Source organism: Micromonospora sp. NBC_00362 (genome assembly GCF_026342155.1).
GTDB lineage: Bacteria > Actinomycetota > Actinomycetes > Mycobacteriales > Micromonosporaceae > Micromonospora > Micromonospora hortensis.
The window spans coordinates 398,754-415,249 of the sequence record NZ_JAPENH010000001.1 but is presented as its reverse complement, the minus strand read 5'-3'; the positions used below and the strand labels follow the sequence as shown (position 1 = coordinate 415,249).

General features: G+C 70.4%; 13 protein-coding genes. 5 read left to right on the top strand and 8 right to left on the bottom strand.

Annotation, left to right across the window (positions count from 1 at the left end):
- Positions 1-164: 164 nt before the first annotated feature.
- On the bottom strand, positions 165-542 hold the full coding sequence (locus OG992_RS01845; RefSeq protein ID WP_266305130.1) for a hypothetical protein: 378 nt from the start codon (positions 540-542) through the stop codon (positions 165-167).
- A 187-nt stretch (positions 543-729) separates the two neighbouring features.
- On the opposite strand from OG992_RS01845, the gene OG992_RS01840 reads away from it, so the two are divergent.
- Positions 730-3,522: a M14 family zinc carboxypeptidase gene (locus tag OG992_RS01840; RefSeq protein WP_266302108.1), complete on the top strand. Its 2,793-nt coding sequence runs from the start codon at positions 730-732 to the stop codon at positions 3,520-3,522.
- 71 nt (positions 3,523-3,593) lie between these two features.
- On the opposite strand, the gene OG992_RS01835 is transcribed toward OG992_RS01840, so the two are convergent.
- The 4 genes from OG992_RS01835 to OG992_RS01820 form a co-directional block, all read right to left on the bottom strand.
- On the bottom strand, positions 3,594-3,785 hold the full coding sequence (locus OG992_RS01835) for a DUF397 domain-containing protein (RefSeq protein ID WP_196923666.1): 192 nt from the start codon (positions 3,783-3,785) through the stop codon (positions 3,594-3,596).
- Entirely contained in the window at positions 3,776-4,576 is an 801-nt protein-coding gene (locus tag OG992_RS01830; RefSeq protein ID WP_196923667.1) for a helix-turn-helix transcriptional regulator, read from the bottom strand. Before OG992_RS01830 ends, OG992_RS01835 begins: the two co-directional genes overlap by 10 nt.
- Positions 4,577-4,742: 166 nt before the next feature.
- Entirely contained in the window at positions 4,743-5,393 is a 651-nt protein-coding gene (locus tag OG992_RS01825) for a GNAT family N-acetyltransferase (RefSeq protein WP_266302107.1), read from the bottom strand.
- Positions 5,394-5,456: 63 nt separating this feature from the next.
- Positions 5,457-6,602, bottom strand: coding sequence for an MFS transporter (locus tag OG992_RS01820; RefSeq protein ID WP_266302106.1), 1,146 nt, complete (start codon positions 6,600-6,602; stop codon positions 5,457-5,459).
- A 54-nt stretch (positions 6,603-6,656) separates the two neighbouring features.
- Between OG992_RS01820 and OG992_RS01815 the strand changes: the two genes are divergently transcribed.
- The 3 genes from OG992_RS01815 to OG992_RS01805 all read left to right on the top strand — a co-directional run bounded on the left by OG992_RS01815 (position 6,657) and on the right by OG992_RS01805 (position 10,502).
- Positions 6,657-7,400, top strand: coding sequence for a helix-turn-helix transcriptional regulator (locus tag OG992_RS01815; RefSeq protein WP_266302105.1), 744 nt, complete (start codon positions 6,657-6,659; stop codon positions 7,398-7,400).
- A 148-nt stretch (positions 7,401-7,548) separates the two neighbouring features.
- Positions 7,549-8,151, top strand: coding sequence for a hypothetical protein (locus OG992_RS01810; RefSeq protein WP_266302104.1), 603 nt, complete (start codon positions 7,549-7,551; stop codon positions 8,149-8,151).
- Positions 8,148-10,502: a VWD domain-containing protein gene (locus OG992_RS01805; RefSeq protein WP_266302103.1), complete on the top strand. Its 2,355-nt coding sequence runs from the start codon at positions 8,148-8,150 to the stop codon at positions 10,500-10,502. Before OG992_RS01810 ends, OG992_RS01805 begins: the two co-directional genes overlap by 4 nt.
- A gap of 118 nt (positions 10,503-10,620) precedes the next feature.
- Here OG992_RS01805 and OG992_RS01800 read toward each other — a convergent pair whose 3' ends face one another.
- Together OG992_RS01800 and OG992_RS01795 are read right to left on the bottom strand one after the other, a co-directional pair.
- Entirely contained in the window at positions 10,621-10,998 is a 378-nt protein-coding gene (locus OG992_RS01800; RefSeq protein WP_146766340.1) for a hypothetical protein, read from the bottom strand.
- A complete protein-coding gene (locus tag OG992_RS01795; RefSeq protein WP_146766342.1) occupies positions 10,995-11,372 on the bottom strand; it encodes a hypothetical protein in 378 nt (125 codons plus the stop codon). The genes OG992_RS01800 and OG992_RS01795 overlap by 4 nt, the downstream gene beginning before the upstream one ends.
- A 147-nt stretch (positions 11,373-11,519) precedes the next feature.
- On the opposite strand from OG992_RS01795, the gene OG992_RS01790 reads away from it, so the two are divergent.
- Positions 11,520-14,279 (top strand): BTAD domain-containing putative transcriptional regulator, encoded by a 2,760-nt coding sequence (locus OG992_RS01790; protein WP_266302102.1) that lies wholly within the window; start codon positions 11,520-11,522, stop codon positions 14,277-14,279.
- An 81-nt stretch (positions 14,280-14,360) separates the two neighbouring features.
- Here OG992_RS01790 and OG992_RS01785 read toward each other — a convergent pair whose 3' ends face one another.
- The gene (locus tag OG992_RS01785) at positions 14,361-16,421 is read right to left on the bottom strand and encodes a cellulose binding domain-containing protein (protein ID WP_266302101.1); all 2,061 of its coding nucleotides are present in this window, start codon (positions 16,419-16,421) and stop codon (positions 14,361-14,363) included.
- Positions 16,422-16,496: the final 75 nt, after the last annotated feature.

Sequence of the window (16,496 nt, the reverse complement as noted above, 5' to 3'; positions counted from 1 at the left end):
GGCGGTAGCGCTGGGTCGAGAACCCGACATCGATCCACTTCGGAGCGCCTGGCCGGGCGTCCGTGCAGCGATCGATATCGGTCATCGTCGCCCGGGTGGATAATCGGCCCGCGAGCGGCCGTCGTGTGCGGGCAGCGCGGTCGACCTGGTGAGGTCGGGGCCGCTCAGCGGTCGTTCGTCTCGACCGACGGTTGGTGATCGGCCAGAGCACGCACCGCAGCCTCGATGAGCGCTGTCACCTGATCCATGTCGCGAGCCCGGTGCACGTCCACCTCGGCCGACCATCCGTCGGGCCGGGTGAGTTTCACCGTCACATCATCGCGGCGGTGGGTCAGCCAGCCGGCGATCGCCTGCACCAGCACCATGGCGGTGCCCGCGTCGCTGGCCGCCACCCGCAGTTCGTCCGGGGTGTCCGCCGACATCCCGTCGGGGGGCGTCGTGGTCACCCCCTCCCGAAGCCGATCCTCGGCGCGCAGCCAGGACGCCAGCGAACGCCGAGCATCGGCGGACGGAAGATCCGGATGGACCGAGAGCGTGATCATCTCCGGCACGTCTCCTCCTCCCAGACGACGACAAGCCGACGCCACCATCCTGCCACTCCGCGTCGGGACCGGCACGCCGAGTAGTCAGCAATATCGATCAACCCTTGACCGTCGTATCGGCGGTTCATAGGCTCCGGCCACTGCGCGGTTGTTCCCGAGAGGGGAAACACGACTCATGGTCCCATCGATGCGTCCGTTCCGGATGGCCCCCGCCAGGCGGCTGGCGAGTGCCGCCACGATCACGCTCCTGCTCGGCATGACTCCCCTGCTCGGCGGCACACCGGCCGCGAGCGCCGCCCAGCCCTCCCGGTGCAGCGACGACCCGACCGCCCGGTTGACCACAGTGCCCAGCCCGGACGCCGTGCTCGGCTTCCCGCTCGGCACGGGGCAGGAGCGGGTCGTCACCAACGACGAGGTCCGGACCTACCTCGGGGCCGTCGACCGCGCCTCCAACCGGGTCGTCACCGGCGTGATGACCACCAGCGTGCTCGGCCAGCCGCTGCCGTACGCGGTGGTGTCCAACGAACGCCACGTGCGGCCCGCCGCGCTACGCGAGATCGCCGACGACATCCGGGACCTGCGCGACCCGCGCCGGACCAGCGCGCGAACGGCCGCCCGGACGGCGAAGGACAGCCCGGCCATCGTCTGGGTCACCGCGAACGTGCACGGCGGCGAGAAGAGCGGCGCCGACGCGGCGCTCAAGACGCTGTACGAGTTGGCAGCGGGCCTGTCCTGCGCTGTCGCCCAGCGCAACGACAACCTGGTCACCATCATCGTCCCCACCCAGAACCCGGACGGCCGCGACGCGACCCGCCGGCAGAACGAGTTCGGCTTCGACCTGAACCGCGACTGGTTCGCCCGCACCCAGCAGGAGACCGACGGCAAGCTCGAACTGCTGCGCCGCTACCCGCCGCAGGTCTTCGTCGACGCACACGAGATGGGCGGCCGACAGTACTTCTTCCCGCCCAACGCCGACCCGATCCACCACGAGATCGCCGGTGAGGCGGTGGACTGGATCAACCGCATCGGCGAGGCCAACAAGGTCGGCTTCGGCTTCAACGGGGCCTGCGACGAGAACGCCTTCACCGAGTGCTACTTCAACTACGACACGTACGACATGTTCTTCATGGGCTACGGCGACACGGTGCCGACCACCGGCTTCGGCGCGGCCGGCATGACGTACGAGAAGGGCAGCGCGTCGGCGGTGGCCGACCGGGTCCAGCAGCAGTTCCACACCCAGTGGTCGACGCTCGGCTGGGCCGCCGCGAACAAGCGCGAGGTGCTGGAGGGCTACTTCGACATCTGGACCGACGCGCTCGCCCAGGGCAGGGCGGGCACCCTCGAACCGAACGAGGTGGTGCAACCCACAAACGAGGTCCAGTTCCCGGTGCCGGACCTCACCATCCGCTCGTACTTCCTGCTGCCCGACCGGCAGCTCGCCGACGTCCGCCAACTCGTCGAGCGGCTGCGCCGGATGGACGTCGAGGTGTACGAGGTGCAGAAGGCGACCCGGGTGCCCACCGCGCGGGTCTTCGGCGGGCGCAGCGCCACCAACGTGACGGTGCCCAAGGGCGCGTACTGGATCCCGATGGACCAGCCCCAGAAGCACTGGATCCAGGCCCTCATGGGCGAGGACCCGTACGTGCCGTTCCCGTACTTCTACGACGTGTCGTCCTGGAGCAACCCGCTGCTGATGGGCATCAACACCATCTACACCGGAGACTCCGTCCGGCCGAGGGCCGAACTGGTGCGCAAGGTCTCCGGCGGTCGCACCGGTGCGGCGTGGCCCTGGGGCTCGTACACGTACCCGCTCGACTCGGCCGCCGCCGCGGAGTTCACCTTCAGCCTGCTCGGCCGTGGCGTACCCCTGGTCCGTGACCTCACGACCAGCACTGTCGCCATCCCGGCCGCCACTGTGAACCGGACCGTGGACGGGCTGGCCGAATCCCTCGGGGTCAGCCTCACCCCGGGTGGTCGGCCCTCCGGCACCCGCCTCGACCTGCCCGACGTGGGGCTGTTCCAAGGCACCGGCATCTCCACCACCTCCGGCTCACACGGCGAGGCCCGCTACGTACTCGGCAAGCGGTGGGGGCTCGACCTCAAGCCAGTCACCACTGCCGACATCAACGACAACACCGAGGCGTTCACCGGGCGTACGGTGCTGCTGGTGCCGGACGGCGGCAGCGCCACCGGCGGTCTGACCGCCGCCGGGCAGGCCAACCTGCGTGACTGGATCGGCCAGGGCCACACCTACCTCGGGCTGCGCAACGAGGGCACCCGGGTCGCCCGGGCCGCCGGGCTCACCTCGACCACGGAGAAGACCAAACCCGCGGACTACCTGGTGATCGGCTCGCACCTGCGCGTCGACGTCGACCGGGACAGCCCGGTGGCGCTGGGTCGCCCGGCGGAGGACTTCGAGTTCAACAACAGCGACCCGATCCTCACCCCGAGCACCACCGGGACGAACGTCCTCACCTACCCGACCGGTGACACCTTCTGGGCCAACGGTTTCACAGTCGGGGCGGAGACGCTGAAGGGCACCGCGGCGGTCGTCGACGAGCCGACCGGCGCCGGTCGGGCGGTGCTGTTCGCGTTCAATCCGCTCTTCCGCGCGTACAACGAGAATGGTCTGCACCTGGTCGCCAACGCGCTGCTCTACCCGCCGACGGCCGCGCCCGACGCCCGGCGTCCGGCCGGCGTCGACGCGGCGCGCGCCGGCGCCGCCGCCGCGCCGGTGCCGCCGGACCTGGGCGGCGGGTGGCGGCCGATCACCATCCAGGTGGCGGCCGGCGACCTGCCCCGCGCCCGGGCGATCGTCAAACGCTTCACCACCGACGCACAGGCGTCCGAGAAGAACGGCTCGGCGTACGTCGTGATCCCGAACCCGCAAGGGCTCCAGGTGGACGAACACCCGTTCGCAAGAGATCTGGTACGCGCGCTGCGCGAGGCGAAGGTGCCGCTGCGGTCGGTGGTGAGCTAACCGACTCCCGCACGGTGAAGCGCCCGTCCCCTGAGTTGGGGGCGGGCGCTTCTGCGCGTTCGGGGTTGGGGTTATGGCCGCCGGGCGACCTCGGCGACGAAGGCCCGCCAGGCCACCGGCCCGAAGACCAGCGCCGGACCTTCGGGGTCCTTGGAGTCCCGCACGCCCACGATGCCGGGCAGGTTATCGGCGACCTCGACGCAGTTGCCGCCGCCGGAGCCGCTGCGGGTGGACTTGCGCCACGTAGCGCCGGTCAGGTCCATGACGTCACCACTTCCTTCATCAGATCCAGCGACTGCTGGCGGGGTAGCGCCTCGCTGCGAACCATCTCCCACCTCGACACGAGGGTATCCACATCGTCGTCGCGGTCGATGACGACGCCGCCGAGTTGGTTCTCCATCTCGGCCACCCACTTGTGGTCGGGCAGCCGGGCCAGGCTGAACGGCCCGGTCAGGCCGACGTGCATGCTGACCTCGTCCGGCAGCAGGTGAATGCTGATGTTCGGCCGTTCGGCGAGGGTGGTCAACTGCTTGATCTGCCCCGCCATGATGTCGCGGAAGTCCGCGCCGGCGCGGCGGAGCACCGCCTCGGCGATGACGGCGACGAAGTGAGGGGCAGTTGCCTTCGTGAGGGTCTCCTGCCGGTCCATCCGGTGGGCGAGCCGCTTCTCGACCTCGTCGTCGCTCAGCGTGTCGTTGCAGCGGATGACGGCGCGGCCGTAGCTCTCCGTCTGGAGCAGGCCCGGAACGAGGCTCGGCTGGAAGCACCTGAGCTGCGTCGCCGTGCGCTCCGCGTCCAACCACGGCAGAAACCACGACGGGGCGCCGAGCTTGCCCACCATGCGCTCGAACAGCCCGCCGTTCTTGAACGCCCGGTCGGCGCCCTTGATGAAGTCCATCGTCAGCGCCCGCGTCTCGCTCTCCACCGCGCTGACGTGCGAGGCGCTGAAGCCGGCGCCCCGACCGAAGGAATCCTGGGTCATCCCGGAGGCCCCTCGGGCACGGCGAATTTCGGCCACGATGAACGCGGCGAGCGGGTGCGGCAAGTCGGCCATTCGTACTCCCCCACAGCTACCCACGCCGCTATCCGACGTGGAACGCTTCGCCAGCTCGATCCGATCCGGTGAGCGTTCCTTAGCGTAGTTGTCTCCACAGCGGAGCGTCAGTATCGACGCGGCTGGTGGGAGGACAAGAGGTCAGAGTTGTCGACGGAATAGATCGCTAGTTCTGCTCGTGCGCCGCCTGCCGTGCCAGCAACTTCTCCTTCGTCGCTGGCCAGACGTCATCGACGATCGAGTACAGCACGGTGTCACGCCATGTACCGTCCGCCCGGCGCCGGTGCTTGCGCAGTACGCCTTCGCGGGACGCTCCCAATCGCTCGATCGCCTGCTGAGACCGGATGTTGTTGATGTCGGTCTGCAGGGCGATCCGGACCGCGCCGAGGGTTTCGAACGCGAACGTCATCATGGTGAGCTTTGAATCCGTGTTCAGGCCCGATCGCCACCAGGTCCGGCCGAGCCAGGTGTAGCCGATGGACAGCGCCAACAGAGCGGGTTGCGGATCGACGAACGATGTCGTTCCGACGAACTCACCGGTACGTGTATCCACCTGGGCGTAGGGGAGTCTGGTGCCGGTGGCTCTGGCGGCGAGCGCGGTGGTGATGTGCCGGGTCGCGTCCTCGATGGTGACGGGTTGGAGCAGCGCGCCGCCGGGTGGACTTTGCCAGCGGAAGACTTCGGCGTCGTCGGGTTCGGTGCCTGCCGCCGCGAGGTAGCCGGAGGCATGTTCGAGCGTCAACGGCTCCAGCCGGATTCTTCGACCGGTGAGGACTGGCAGCGCGTACCAGAGGTGTTCGTCAGCCACGTCGCGCATGTTTCCACACGATCTTCACGGTCACGATGTGGTTTCGTCGCCCGTGGCCCGTCGAGCCATGCTTCAGCGCCTCGGCACGGCCGGCTCGGGGAGCGTACGGAAGAGCAGCCAACTCAGCGCGGGCATCAGAATCAGCGGGGCGAGGGCAACCTGGAGCGAGATCGCGTCGGCGACACCGCCGATGAGTGGACTGACCAGGCCGCCGACGCTGACGGTCAGGCCCAGTGTGATGCCACTCGCGGTACCGACGCGGGTCGGGAGGTAGTCCTGGCCAAGGGTGATCTGGAGAGAGAACGGGATGTAGAGCCCGGCAGAGGTCAGCGCCACGAACAGATAGAACGCCGGCCCGGGGACGAGCACGACCCCCGCGACGGCGACGATGCTCACCAGGTACGACCAGCGCACGACGGTGACCCGGTCCCAGCGGCCAGCCAGGTTGCCTCCCAGCACCGTACCCACCGCTCCGCCGAGGTAGAGCACCACCAGCGCCGCCGTTCCCGCCAAGGTTCCCCCGCCGGTGCGCTGCGGCGCGTAGAGCGCCAGAAACGTGCTCAGACCGGCGAATGCGATGGAGCGGCAGACCACGGCCAGCGACAGCCGGCCGAACGAGGCCCTGTCGTCGGTCCCGACCCATCGCGGGGTATCGGAGCCGGCCCCGTTCGTCGGGCGCAGCGCGCGAAGCACGGGCAGGCACAGCACGCTGCCCGCGAGGGCCGGCACCACGAGCAGCGGAGTGAGTCGCAGACCGCCGCTGGCGACGACGGCGGCGACCAGAATGGGCGCGACGGCGAAGCCGAGGTTGCCGCCGAGGGAGAACCAACCCATCCCGGTGTGGCTTCCGCCGCTGGCGATCCGCGCGACCCGGGCGGACTCGGGATGGTACGCCGCGACTCCGATCCCGGAGACGGCCACGAACGCCAGCGTCAACGGGTACGAACCGGTGATCCCGCTGCACGCGATTCCCAGTCCGCCGAGGATCGTGCTCACTGGCAACAACCAGGGCATTGCCCACCGGTCCGTCAGGGCACCGAACAGCGGTTGCGCCACCGAGGAGAGCAGCGAGCCGGCGAGCACCACGCCGGAGGCCGCCGCGTAGGTGTAGGCACGCTCGGCGATGAAGAACGGTACGAGCGCGGCGACAGCACCCTGGTAGACGTCCACGCACCCATGCCCGACGGACAGCAAGATGATCGTTCTGTTTCTCCGCACGCCGCCATGCTCGCCGCTCCCCGACCTGTCGGGCTTCCGATAGCCTGCCAACCAATGACGAGAATCCGCCACCGGCCGGTGGCACCGACTCGCGCCCAGCAGCTGGCGTCCGGGTCCGTGATCGACGTGCACCGCCACGACGACCATCAGATCGTCTACGCCGCCCGTGGTGTGCTGGCCATCACCACCGATGCGGGTGCCTGGGTCGTCCCCGCCAGCCGCGCCATCTGGGTGCCCGCCGGAACCGCGCACGCGCACCAGGCCCACGGCGCACTCGAACTGCACCTGATCGGCCTGCCCGCGACCGATGACCCGCTGAATCTGACGGAGCCGACCGTGCTGGCCGTCGCGCCGCTGCTGCGCGAGCTAATCCTCGCCTACACCCGCGCCCCCCAGGATGACAGCCCCGCGCGTGCACGGCTGCGGGCCGTCCTGCTCGACCAGTTGCGGTCCTCGGCCACGGAGCCCGTGCACCTGCCCACGCCCACCGAGCCCCGGTTGAAGGCACTCTGCGCAATCCTGTACACCGACCCGGCCGACAACCGCACCTTGGCCGTGCTCGGCAGGCAGGTCGGCGGAAGTGACCGTACGCTGTCCCGCCTGTTCCGCTCCGACCTCGGCATGACCTTCCCGCAGTGGCGTACCCAACTGCGGCTGCACCGTGCTCTGGTGATGCTGGCCGAGGAGGTTCCGGTCACCGCGGTGGCGCATCGATGTGGATGGTCCTCTGCCAGCGCGTTCATTGACGTCTTCCGCCGGGCCTTCGGGCACACCCCGGGCAGACACGAGCACCGGTAGCACGGACGACCGGGCAGACGGGGATTCGCCCGCTGGTCGGCTAGCGGACATCCACCGGGCCGGATCACGACAGCGCTCCCGGCACCCTGCGGCGCAGGCTGGCCGGGATCTGTGCCGACCCTCGGCACCCGGAGGAGGCTCGCGGCCCATGGGCGTACCCCGCGCAGGGACGGCGGTGCTCGCCGGCGGTCTCGCCCTGCTGCTGATGGCCACCACGGTCGGGTGCAGACGGTCGCGCCCGTCAGCGGCCCCGAGCGGCGGCACGGCGACGGTCGGCCTGACCGTCAGTGCCGGCCAACCGTCGTACCGGGTGGGTGAGCAGATCAGTCTGCGGCTGAAACTGGTCAACAACCGCGACGCCGAGTGCCAACTCAGTCGGGTGCCGGACGGGGCGGTGACGGTCATGTCGTTGACCCGCGACGGCACGGCGGTGGCCCCCGCGGTCGGCGGCGCCGCCTACTACCGGGACTTCACCGCGTATTTGGTGGAGAACCTGGTGAAGGTACCGCCGCGTGGGTCGGTGGAGCTGATGTTGGGCAGCGACCCGCAGAGCCCGGTCGGCGCGGCGCTGACCACCAGCGCGCCGGACGGGCGGGGTGGAGCCACAGTGACCTGGTGGCCGGTCGACCAACCGGGGGCGTACCGGCTGGTGCTGGGCTACCTGCGAGCGCCGCTGCGCGGTGTGCCGGCGGATGCCTGCGCCGCGACGGCCGAGCAGGGCACTGTCGCGTTCGAGGTGAAGGGCGGGTGACCGGGTTGCGGAGCCGGGTGCGAATGGGCGTTGTGCTGGCGGGCGTCCTGGTGCTGCTCGCCCCACAGGCGGCGTCCGCCGTGGTCAGCGTCAACGCCGACCTGCAAACGGAGTACGCGGGCTGCGTCGGACAGATCCGCGGCTCCGGCAACGGCGCCGTGCTCGACGAGCTGGAACGCTCCGGCAAGAAGATCAAGGTACGCAGACCCATCCTCGGCTCGGAGAGCAGCACCACGACATACGTCCCGGGTAGCGACGTACAGATCAACTGGGTGCCGGAGAACGACGGGCGGAAGCTGGACGACGAGGGTTCCGGCTTCACCGAGGACCAGTGCGCCACCCTCATCCACGAGATGAACCACGCCCTCGACGAGGTGAACGACACCGACCGGGGCCAGTTCTGCACGCAGGGCGGTCAACAGGCGAGCACCGTGGACCCCGCCGAGGTGCACGCGGTGTTGGCGGAGAACGCGTACCGCAAGGCCGTGGGGGTGCCGCTGCGCACGACGTACAGCGGAGTGAAGCTGCCGTCGAACGGCAAGGACTGCGACCGGCCCAAGCCCCGACCTGCCGGCGGTGGTGGTTGTTCGATCTCGGTCATCGGCAAGGGTTACCGGTGCGCGAACAGCAACGGCGACCCGCACCTGCTCACCTACGACGGCCTGCGGTACGACTTCCAGGCCGCCGGGGAGTTCGTGCTGACCCGCTCGACGACCGACGACTTCGAGGTCCAGGTACGACAGACGATGTTCCCGGCCAGCTCGGTGGTGGCCGTCAACTCGGCCGTCGCGGTGCGGGTGGCCGGTGACCGGGTCGGCGTGTACGTCACACCCGACGGCCCGGCGGTCCGGGTGAACGGCGCCGCGCCGGTGTCCGCGCCCGACGGGGTGAAGCTGGCGCCCGGTGGCACCGTCACCACCTGGGGAGATGGCACGGTGACTGTGGAGTGGCCGGACGGTGCCCGACTGACCGCGCAGCCGATCGGCGTGTGGGGGCTGAGCGTGAGCGTCAGCGCGCCCACCGCACGGGCCGGGACGCTGGAGGGTCTGCTCGGCGACCACGACGGTGACCCCGGCGACGACCTGGCCGTGCGTGGCGGGAAGCGGGTGGCGCAGCCGCCCACGTTCGAGGCGCTGTACCCCGGCTTCGCCGACAGTTGGCGCGTCGAGGCGCAACTGTCGCTGTTCGACTACGAGCCGGGGCAGAACACCGGCACGTTCACCGATCGGCGCTTCCCGGACCGGCTGCTCACCGTCGGGGACCTGCCCAACCGGGCCACCGCCGAACTCGTCTGCCGGCGGGCCGGTGTCACCGATCCGCAGATCCTCGCCGACTGTGTGCTCGACGTCGGCCTCACCGGGCAGGTGGCGTTCGCCGAGGACGCCGCCCGCGCGCAGCGCGACGCGCCCGCTGCCGGTGACGTCGACCTGGCGGTGACCCGGGCCGGCGCCACGGCGGCGATGAAGGTGCCGGGCCGGGCCGGTCAGAAGATCTTCGTGGAGGTGCCCGCCGCCACCGTGCCGGATCGCTGCGGGGTGTTGCTGCTGCTCGACCCGCAGGGCCGTCAACTGGCGACCGGATGTGTCATCTCCGGCATCGGATTCATCGACACGACCACGTTGACCGCCACCGGCGACCATCAGGTGGTGCTCGACCCGTGGGACGCCGACCTCGGTCGAGCGACGGTACGGGTCGTCACGGTGACCGACGAGGAGAAGACCCTCACGCTGGACGGGCCCCCGGTCCGGGCGACGCTCGCCCAACCGGGTGCGATCAGCCGCCTGCCCTTCGACGGCCGCGCCGGTCAGAAGATCTTCGTCCAGGTCACCGACGCCACACTGCCGGACCGGTGCAACCTGCTGCGCCTGCGCGACCCGGCCGGTGAACAGGTGACCAGCGGCTGCGTGATCGGCGGCCAGGGGCATGTCGACGGGTTCGTCCTGCCGGCCACCGGCCGGTACGTGCTGGAGGTCGACGGGACCTCCACCGACACCGGCTCGGCGAACGTGCGGCTACGCGACGCGCACGACGACGAGGCCGACACCGTCGCCGACGGCCGGGCCGCCACACTGACGGTCAGCCGACCGGGCGCGGTGAGCCGGCTGAGGTTTCCCGCCGACGCGGGTCGACGCGTCACCGTCGAGGTGACCGCCGGGAGCCTGCCCGACCGGTGCGGTGTCCTGCTCCTGACCGGCCCGGACGGCGACGCGATGGGCAGCGGCTGCGTCATCGGCGGGTCCGGCCGGTTCGAGACGGGTCCGCTGCCGAAGCGCGGCACGTACACGCTCGTGCTGGACCCGTGGGCCGACGAGACCGGCTCGGCGACCGTCACCGTCCGTCAGGTCGGTTGAACCTGCCGTCCGCCGGCCGGCCCGCCCCCGACCGGGCATCGGTCGGGGACGGGCCGTTGAGCGTCCTTCGCGCGGGGCAGTGACCTGTTGTTGTGGTCGACGCCCAGGTCACCCGGCGCTAGGCGACCCCGCTCCGCCACCGGTCACAGGTGTCGGTGGCCCAGGCCGGCTGGTCCACGCAGGAGCGGAACCGGACGGTGCGCCCCTCACCGAAATTGTGGTTCCACTGGGAGCAGTCGCCGCTGCTTCCCGGGTTGTAGTGCGAGCCGGTCTGTAGGGATCCGTCGATGCGGACGTACTCGAACGCGACGTACGAGATGAGGCCGTCCGAGGACGTGTCGCAGTTCTCGAACTTGTCTCCGTAGCTGATGAACCGCGACGACGAGCCCGTGACCTCGGACACCGCGTCGGTCCCGGCGTACGCGCTGGTTCCGGTCGCGAGGATCGTCGCCGTCGCGGCGACGGCTACCACACTGAGTTTTCCGAGCGTCCTCATGCGACACCCACCGCCCAGTTGCTGCAGGGATCCGGGATGATTCCCGGCATGTCGAGGCAGGCACGGAAGGTGACGCTGCGGCCCTCGCCGAAGTTGTGGTCGTACGAGGCGCAGGTCCCGCTTCCGAGGCCGTTGTACTCGAGGTCGCGCTGGACAGTGCCGTCCTTGCGGATGTACTTGTACTCGTTGTAGACGTTCAACCCGTCGGTCTCGGTGTCGCAGACCGAGAACGAGTCGCCGTAACTGGTGAACGTCACCTTCGCGCCGGACACCGTGGCAACCCGGTCGGTGCCGGCCTGTGCGATGCCGCCCGTGCCCACCAGGACCGCCGCGGTCGTGGCGACCACGACGAGTGGTCGTTTCAGCCATCCCATGTCGTTCTCCTCCATCTCGTTGCCAGCCCGTCCTGGGCTGTCCCGATCGACTATCGACGTCGGGTCTGGGGCCGGTCTGGGACGGACCTGGTATCCGCTGGTGGAACCGGGGTAAGACATAGACGGCGCCTGGGTGAGGAGATGCGAGTGGCGGTGCGATTCGGTTTGCTCGGGGACGTCGTGGCGACAGTCGACGATCGCCCGGTCACCCTCGGGCATGCCCGACAGCAATGCGTCCTGGCCGCGCTGCTCGTCGACGTCAACCGGGCGGTCTCCGTCGACCAGCTCATCGACCGGGTCTGGGGTGAGAGCCCACCGCAGCGCGCCCGCGACACCCTCTACGGCTACCTGTACCGCTTGCGCCGCAACCTGGCCGATGTTCCCGACGCGGCGATCACGCGCCGGTCCGGTGGTTACCTGCTGGCCGTCGACGAGATGGCGGTGGACCTGCACCGCTTCCGCCATCTGCGTGACGAGGCCCGCGCCGAGCGGTCCGAGGACGACCGCCTCGCCCTGTTCGACAAGGCACTCGGCCTCTGGCGCGGCGACCCGTTCTCCGGGCTGGACGCGTTCTGGCTCGACACCGTGCGGACGGATCTGGAGCAGGAGAAGCTGACAGCGGAACTCGAACGCATCGATGCGGCGCTGCGGGTCGGCCACCACGACGAGATTCTGGCGGACCTGTCGCGGCTCGTGCCGGGGCAACCGTTGAACGAGCGCCTGGCCGGCCAGATGTTGCTCGCGCTCTCCGGCGCGGGCCGGTCGGCCGAGGCGCTGGAGCACTACCGGCGTTTTCGGGACCTGCTGGTCGAGGAACTTGGCGTGGAGCCCAGCCCGCATCTCCAGCAGCTGCACCGGTCGATCCTGGCGCCGGAGGTCGCGGCGGACCCCCCTCAGACCGGGTCACCTGTCCCCCGACAACTGCCCATGCCGTCCGGGTCGTTCACCGGCCGGTCCGATGATCTGGCGCAGCTCGACGCGGCCCTGCTGACGAGCGGTGGGACGACCGGTACCGCGGTGGCCGTGAGCGGCACCGGCGGGATCGGCAAGACCTGGCTCGCGCTGCACTGGGCAGCCACCCACCTCGACCGGTACCCGGACGGTCAACTCTTCGTCAACCTCAGCGGTTTCCACCCCACCGAACCGCCGATGACCCCGGGTGGCGCGGTACGCGCGATTCTGGACGCGCTCGACGTCGCCCCGACCGCTGTGCCGGCCGATCTCGACTCCCAGATCGGCCTGTATCGGAGCCTGGTGGCCGACCGACGGATGCTGATCGTGCTGGACGACGCCCGGGATCCCGATCAGGTCCGCCCGCTGCTGCCCGGCTCGGCCGGTTGCGCGGTACTGGTGACCAGCCGGAATCAGATGTCGGGCCTGGTGGCGACCGAAGGGCTCCGTCCTCTGCCGCTCGGCTGTCTGAGCCGGGATGAGGCCCTCAACCTCCTCGCCGGCCGGCTCGGCCGGGACCGGCTCTCGGCGGAGGCTGACGCGGCGGGCAGCATCGTCGGGGCGTGCGCCGGTCTGCCGCTCGCCCTGTCGATCGTGGCGGCCCGGGCCGCCACGAATCCGGCCCTGTCGCTTCAGGACCTGGCCGACGAACTCGCCGACCACCACCATGGGTTGGACGCCCTGGCCGACCGCGACGCCGTTGCCGACGTACGGTCGGTCATCGCCGCGTCCTACCGGGCGCTGAGCGCGCCAGCGGCCGCGCTGTTCCGCCTCTTCGCGCTGTACGCCGGCCCGGACGTCAGCCTGCCGGCGGTGGCCAGCCTCGTCGGGCTTCCCGTCCAGCAGGTACGTGAGCCGCTCGACGAGTTGCTCGGGGCCCACCTGGTGGACCTGACCGGTCCGGATCGCTACGCGTGCCACGACCTGCTGCGGGCGTACGCCGGCGAGCTGCTGGACGACAGCGAACGGGCATCCGCTGTGCGCCGGCTGTACGACCACTGGCTGCACGGGGCTCACGCTGCCGCGCTGACGATCGAGCCGCATCGCGACCGCATCGATTTACCACCGCCGGCCGCCGGGACAGCCGTCGCCTCGTTCACCGACAGCGAGCAGGCACAGCTTTGGCTCGACGCGGAACGGCTCGTGCTCCTCGCCGCGATCGACCAGGCCGCCGAATCCGACTTGGACGGTCACGCCTGGCGGCTGGCCTGGGCCGTGGCCACCTACCTCAGCAGGCTGTCCCGATGGACGGATCTGGCCTCGGCCCAGCGCACCGCCGTGACCGCGGCGCGGCGGGCGGGTGACCTCGTCGGGGAGGCACACGGCCACCGCGATCTCGGCTTGGCGCTGCACCAGCTCGGCGAGGTGACCAACGGGTTGGGCCACCTGCGGCGCGCCGGCGAGCTGTTCGGGCGGCTTGGCGACCTCGCCGGCGAGGCGTACGTCGCGCTCTACCTCGGCTGGGTGCACGAGGGGCAGGGTCAGCACCGGGAGGCGCTGGAGTGCGACGAGCGGGCCCTCGTCCTCTTCGGCGAGGTCGGTCACCTGGTCGGACGGGCGAAGGCTCTCAACGCGATCGGCTGGGATCACGCCCGCCTTGGCGACAACCATCGGGCCGCCGACCACTGCCGGCGCGCTCTCGCTCTGCACGAGGAGGTCGGCAACCTGACCGGAGCGGCCAAGACCTGGGACAGCCTCGGCTACGTCCACCACCAGCGGGGTGACTCCGACGAGGCCTGCGTCTGTTACCGCAGGGCGCTGGAACTCTACGAGCAGTCGGATGACCGGTGGGGCGTGGCCGAGACGTTGACCCGGCTGGGCGACGTCCTGCACGACGCGGGTGACGTCGAGGCGGCCCGGGGCACCTGGCTGCGGGCGTTGCGCCAGCTCACCGAGGACAATCCGGTGGAGATCGCCGAGCTGCGCCGTCGACTCGACAGCGCCGGCTCGCCGTGACACCCCGCCCGCCGATCGGACGGTGGCACGTGGTGGTCCGGCCGACCAGACGAAAGGGTCTGCCGGACCACCACTGTGGTGTCAGCCGGTGCTACAGATGGTGCCGTTGAGGGTGAACGCCGTGGGCAGCACGTTCGGCCCGCCGTACGCGCCGACGAAGCCGGCGCTCACGGTGCCGCCGGCGGCGATCTGCCGGTTGTCGGTGGTGGGTGTTACCCGCACAGCGGTGCCGACCTGCTCCCAGGTGGCGCTCCAACCATTGCTCACCTGTTGCCAACCGGTGGGCCAGGTCCAGGTGAGCGTCCAGCCGTTGATCGGGCTGGACCCGTTGTTGATGATCTCGACGCCACCGATGTAGCCGTTGCCCCAGTCGTTGTTGGCGCTGAAGCGGACGGTGCACGCACTGGCGGCGGGACTGCCGGTGGCGAAGGTGAGCGGCGGTGAGGCCCAGGAGACCCGTCCGGCGGTGTCGCGGGCCAGCACGTTGACTGTGTACCTGCTGCCCGGCACGAGGTTGTCGACGGTGAACGAGGTGGTCGTCGTCTCGCCGAGCTGCTCGCTGACCGCGCCGTGCTGCCGGTGCACCTCGTACTTGGCGATCGGGTCGGCGCCCGGGGTGGACGCCGGCCAGGTGATCGTCGCCGCGCGGTCGGTGACACCGCTCGCGCTCGGCTGGCCCGGTGCCGCCGGCCGACCGGCCGTCGCGCCGGCCGGGCGCAGCACCAGCGTTGTCAACGAGTACGCCGGCAGCGTCCGGCTGGTCGCCGAGCCGGACTGGCTGGTGACGATGCCGGTGGCGCCATTGGTGAGGGTGGACACCGTCGGCGCGACGCCCGACGGGGTGAACCCGGCGTAGTCGATGGTGACCGGGTGGTCGTTGTCCGGGTCCTTGTTCACCAGCAGCACGGCGAGGTCACCGTTGCTCCGGCGGACGGCGTGAGCGGTGACCAGGGGCTCGTCTGTGCCGGCGCGAACGAACTGGTCGCCGGTCTTCGCGAAGAGCTTCATCATGCTCAGCCCGTGGTACGGCGCGAACGGTGTGTTCAGCGGTGGTTGGCAGGCCGAGCCGTCCTCGGTGCAGGCCCCGCTGGAGAGCATCCCGAAGTCGCCGTAGTCGGTCTGACCGGCCACCTGCGTCACGGTGCCCATGCCGTTGTGCACGTTCCACCAGTGAGCGGTGAAGACGCCGCTCTCCAGCAGACCGCTGTAGACGTCGGCCAGGAACAGCGCGGCCGGTTGGGTGTTCCGGCCGGCGTCGACGTTCAGCTCCGTGAAGCTGATGCCGATCCGGTCGGCGTTCGCGCCGGCGTACCGGGCGAGCTGCTGCCGCAGCAGGTAGGTGGCGTCGGGGAGGTGGTTGACGCGGGCCAGCGACTCGGCGGCGGTGCCGCCCGGGTACCAGTGCACGTCCACGAAGTCGATCTTCGGGCCGGCGATGGAGAGCACTGTCTGGTTCCACGGGCCCGGGTCGCTGCCGGCGGTGATCCCGTCCGGCCAGTTGCCCGGCATGGTCAGCACCGCTCCGACCTTGATGCTGGGGTCGACCGCCTTCATCGCGTCGGCGTACTCGACGACCAACCTCGCGTACTGCGTCGCGCTCTTGTCGGGGTGGTCGTCGGCCTCCCACGCGGACCCGTAGTGGCCGTTGCCGTAGTTCTCGTTGCCGACGGTCCAGTAACGCGCGTCGTAGCCCTTTGTCACGTTGGCGTACCGCACCCAGTCGGCGGCCTCGGCGGGCGTACCGGTGCCGTAGTTCGCGATGATCATCGGCTGCGCGCCGACGCGCCGGACCGCAGCCATGAAGGTGTCGAAGTCGGTTCCCGGCGCGACGTAGCCGCCGGGCGCGGTGTGGTCCTTCCAGTGGTAGATGTCGGCGTACGAGCCGCCGGGGTAGCGCATCATCTGCACGCCAGCATCGCGCAGCAGGTCCGACGTCTCGGCGGTGCCGAGGTTCGAGTCCCAGATGGCGTGGTTGACGCCGAGGGCGGTGTCCGGCACTGTCGCCAGACCGGCGCGGGTGTTGACGGTCACGGTGACCGGGTCGGCCGCCGCGCTGGCGGTCGGTGGGTTGACGCCGGCGAGCGCGCTCGTGGCGAGCAGCAGGCCCGTCAGGAGTGCTGTTCGGGTCTTCGGTTTACGCATGGGCGGGGTTCCTTCGCGCAGATGAGCCGCCCGGCCGGTCAGGGTGCGACGCGGTGACGGGCGATCTCGTGGACG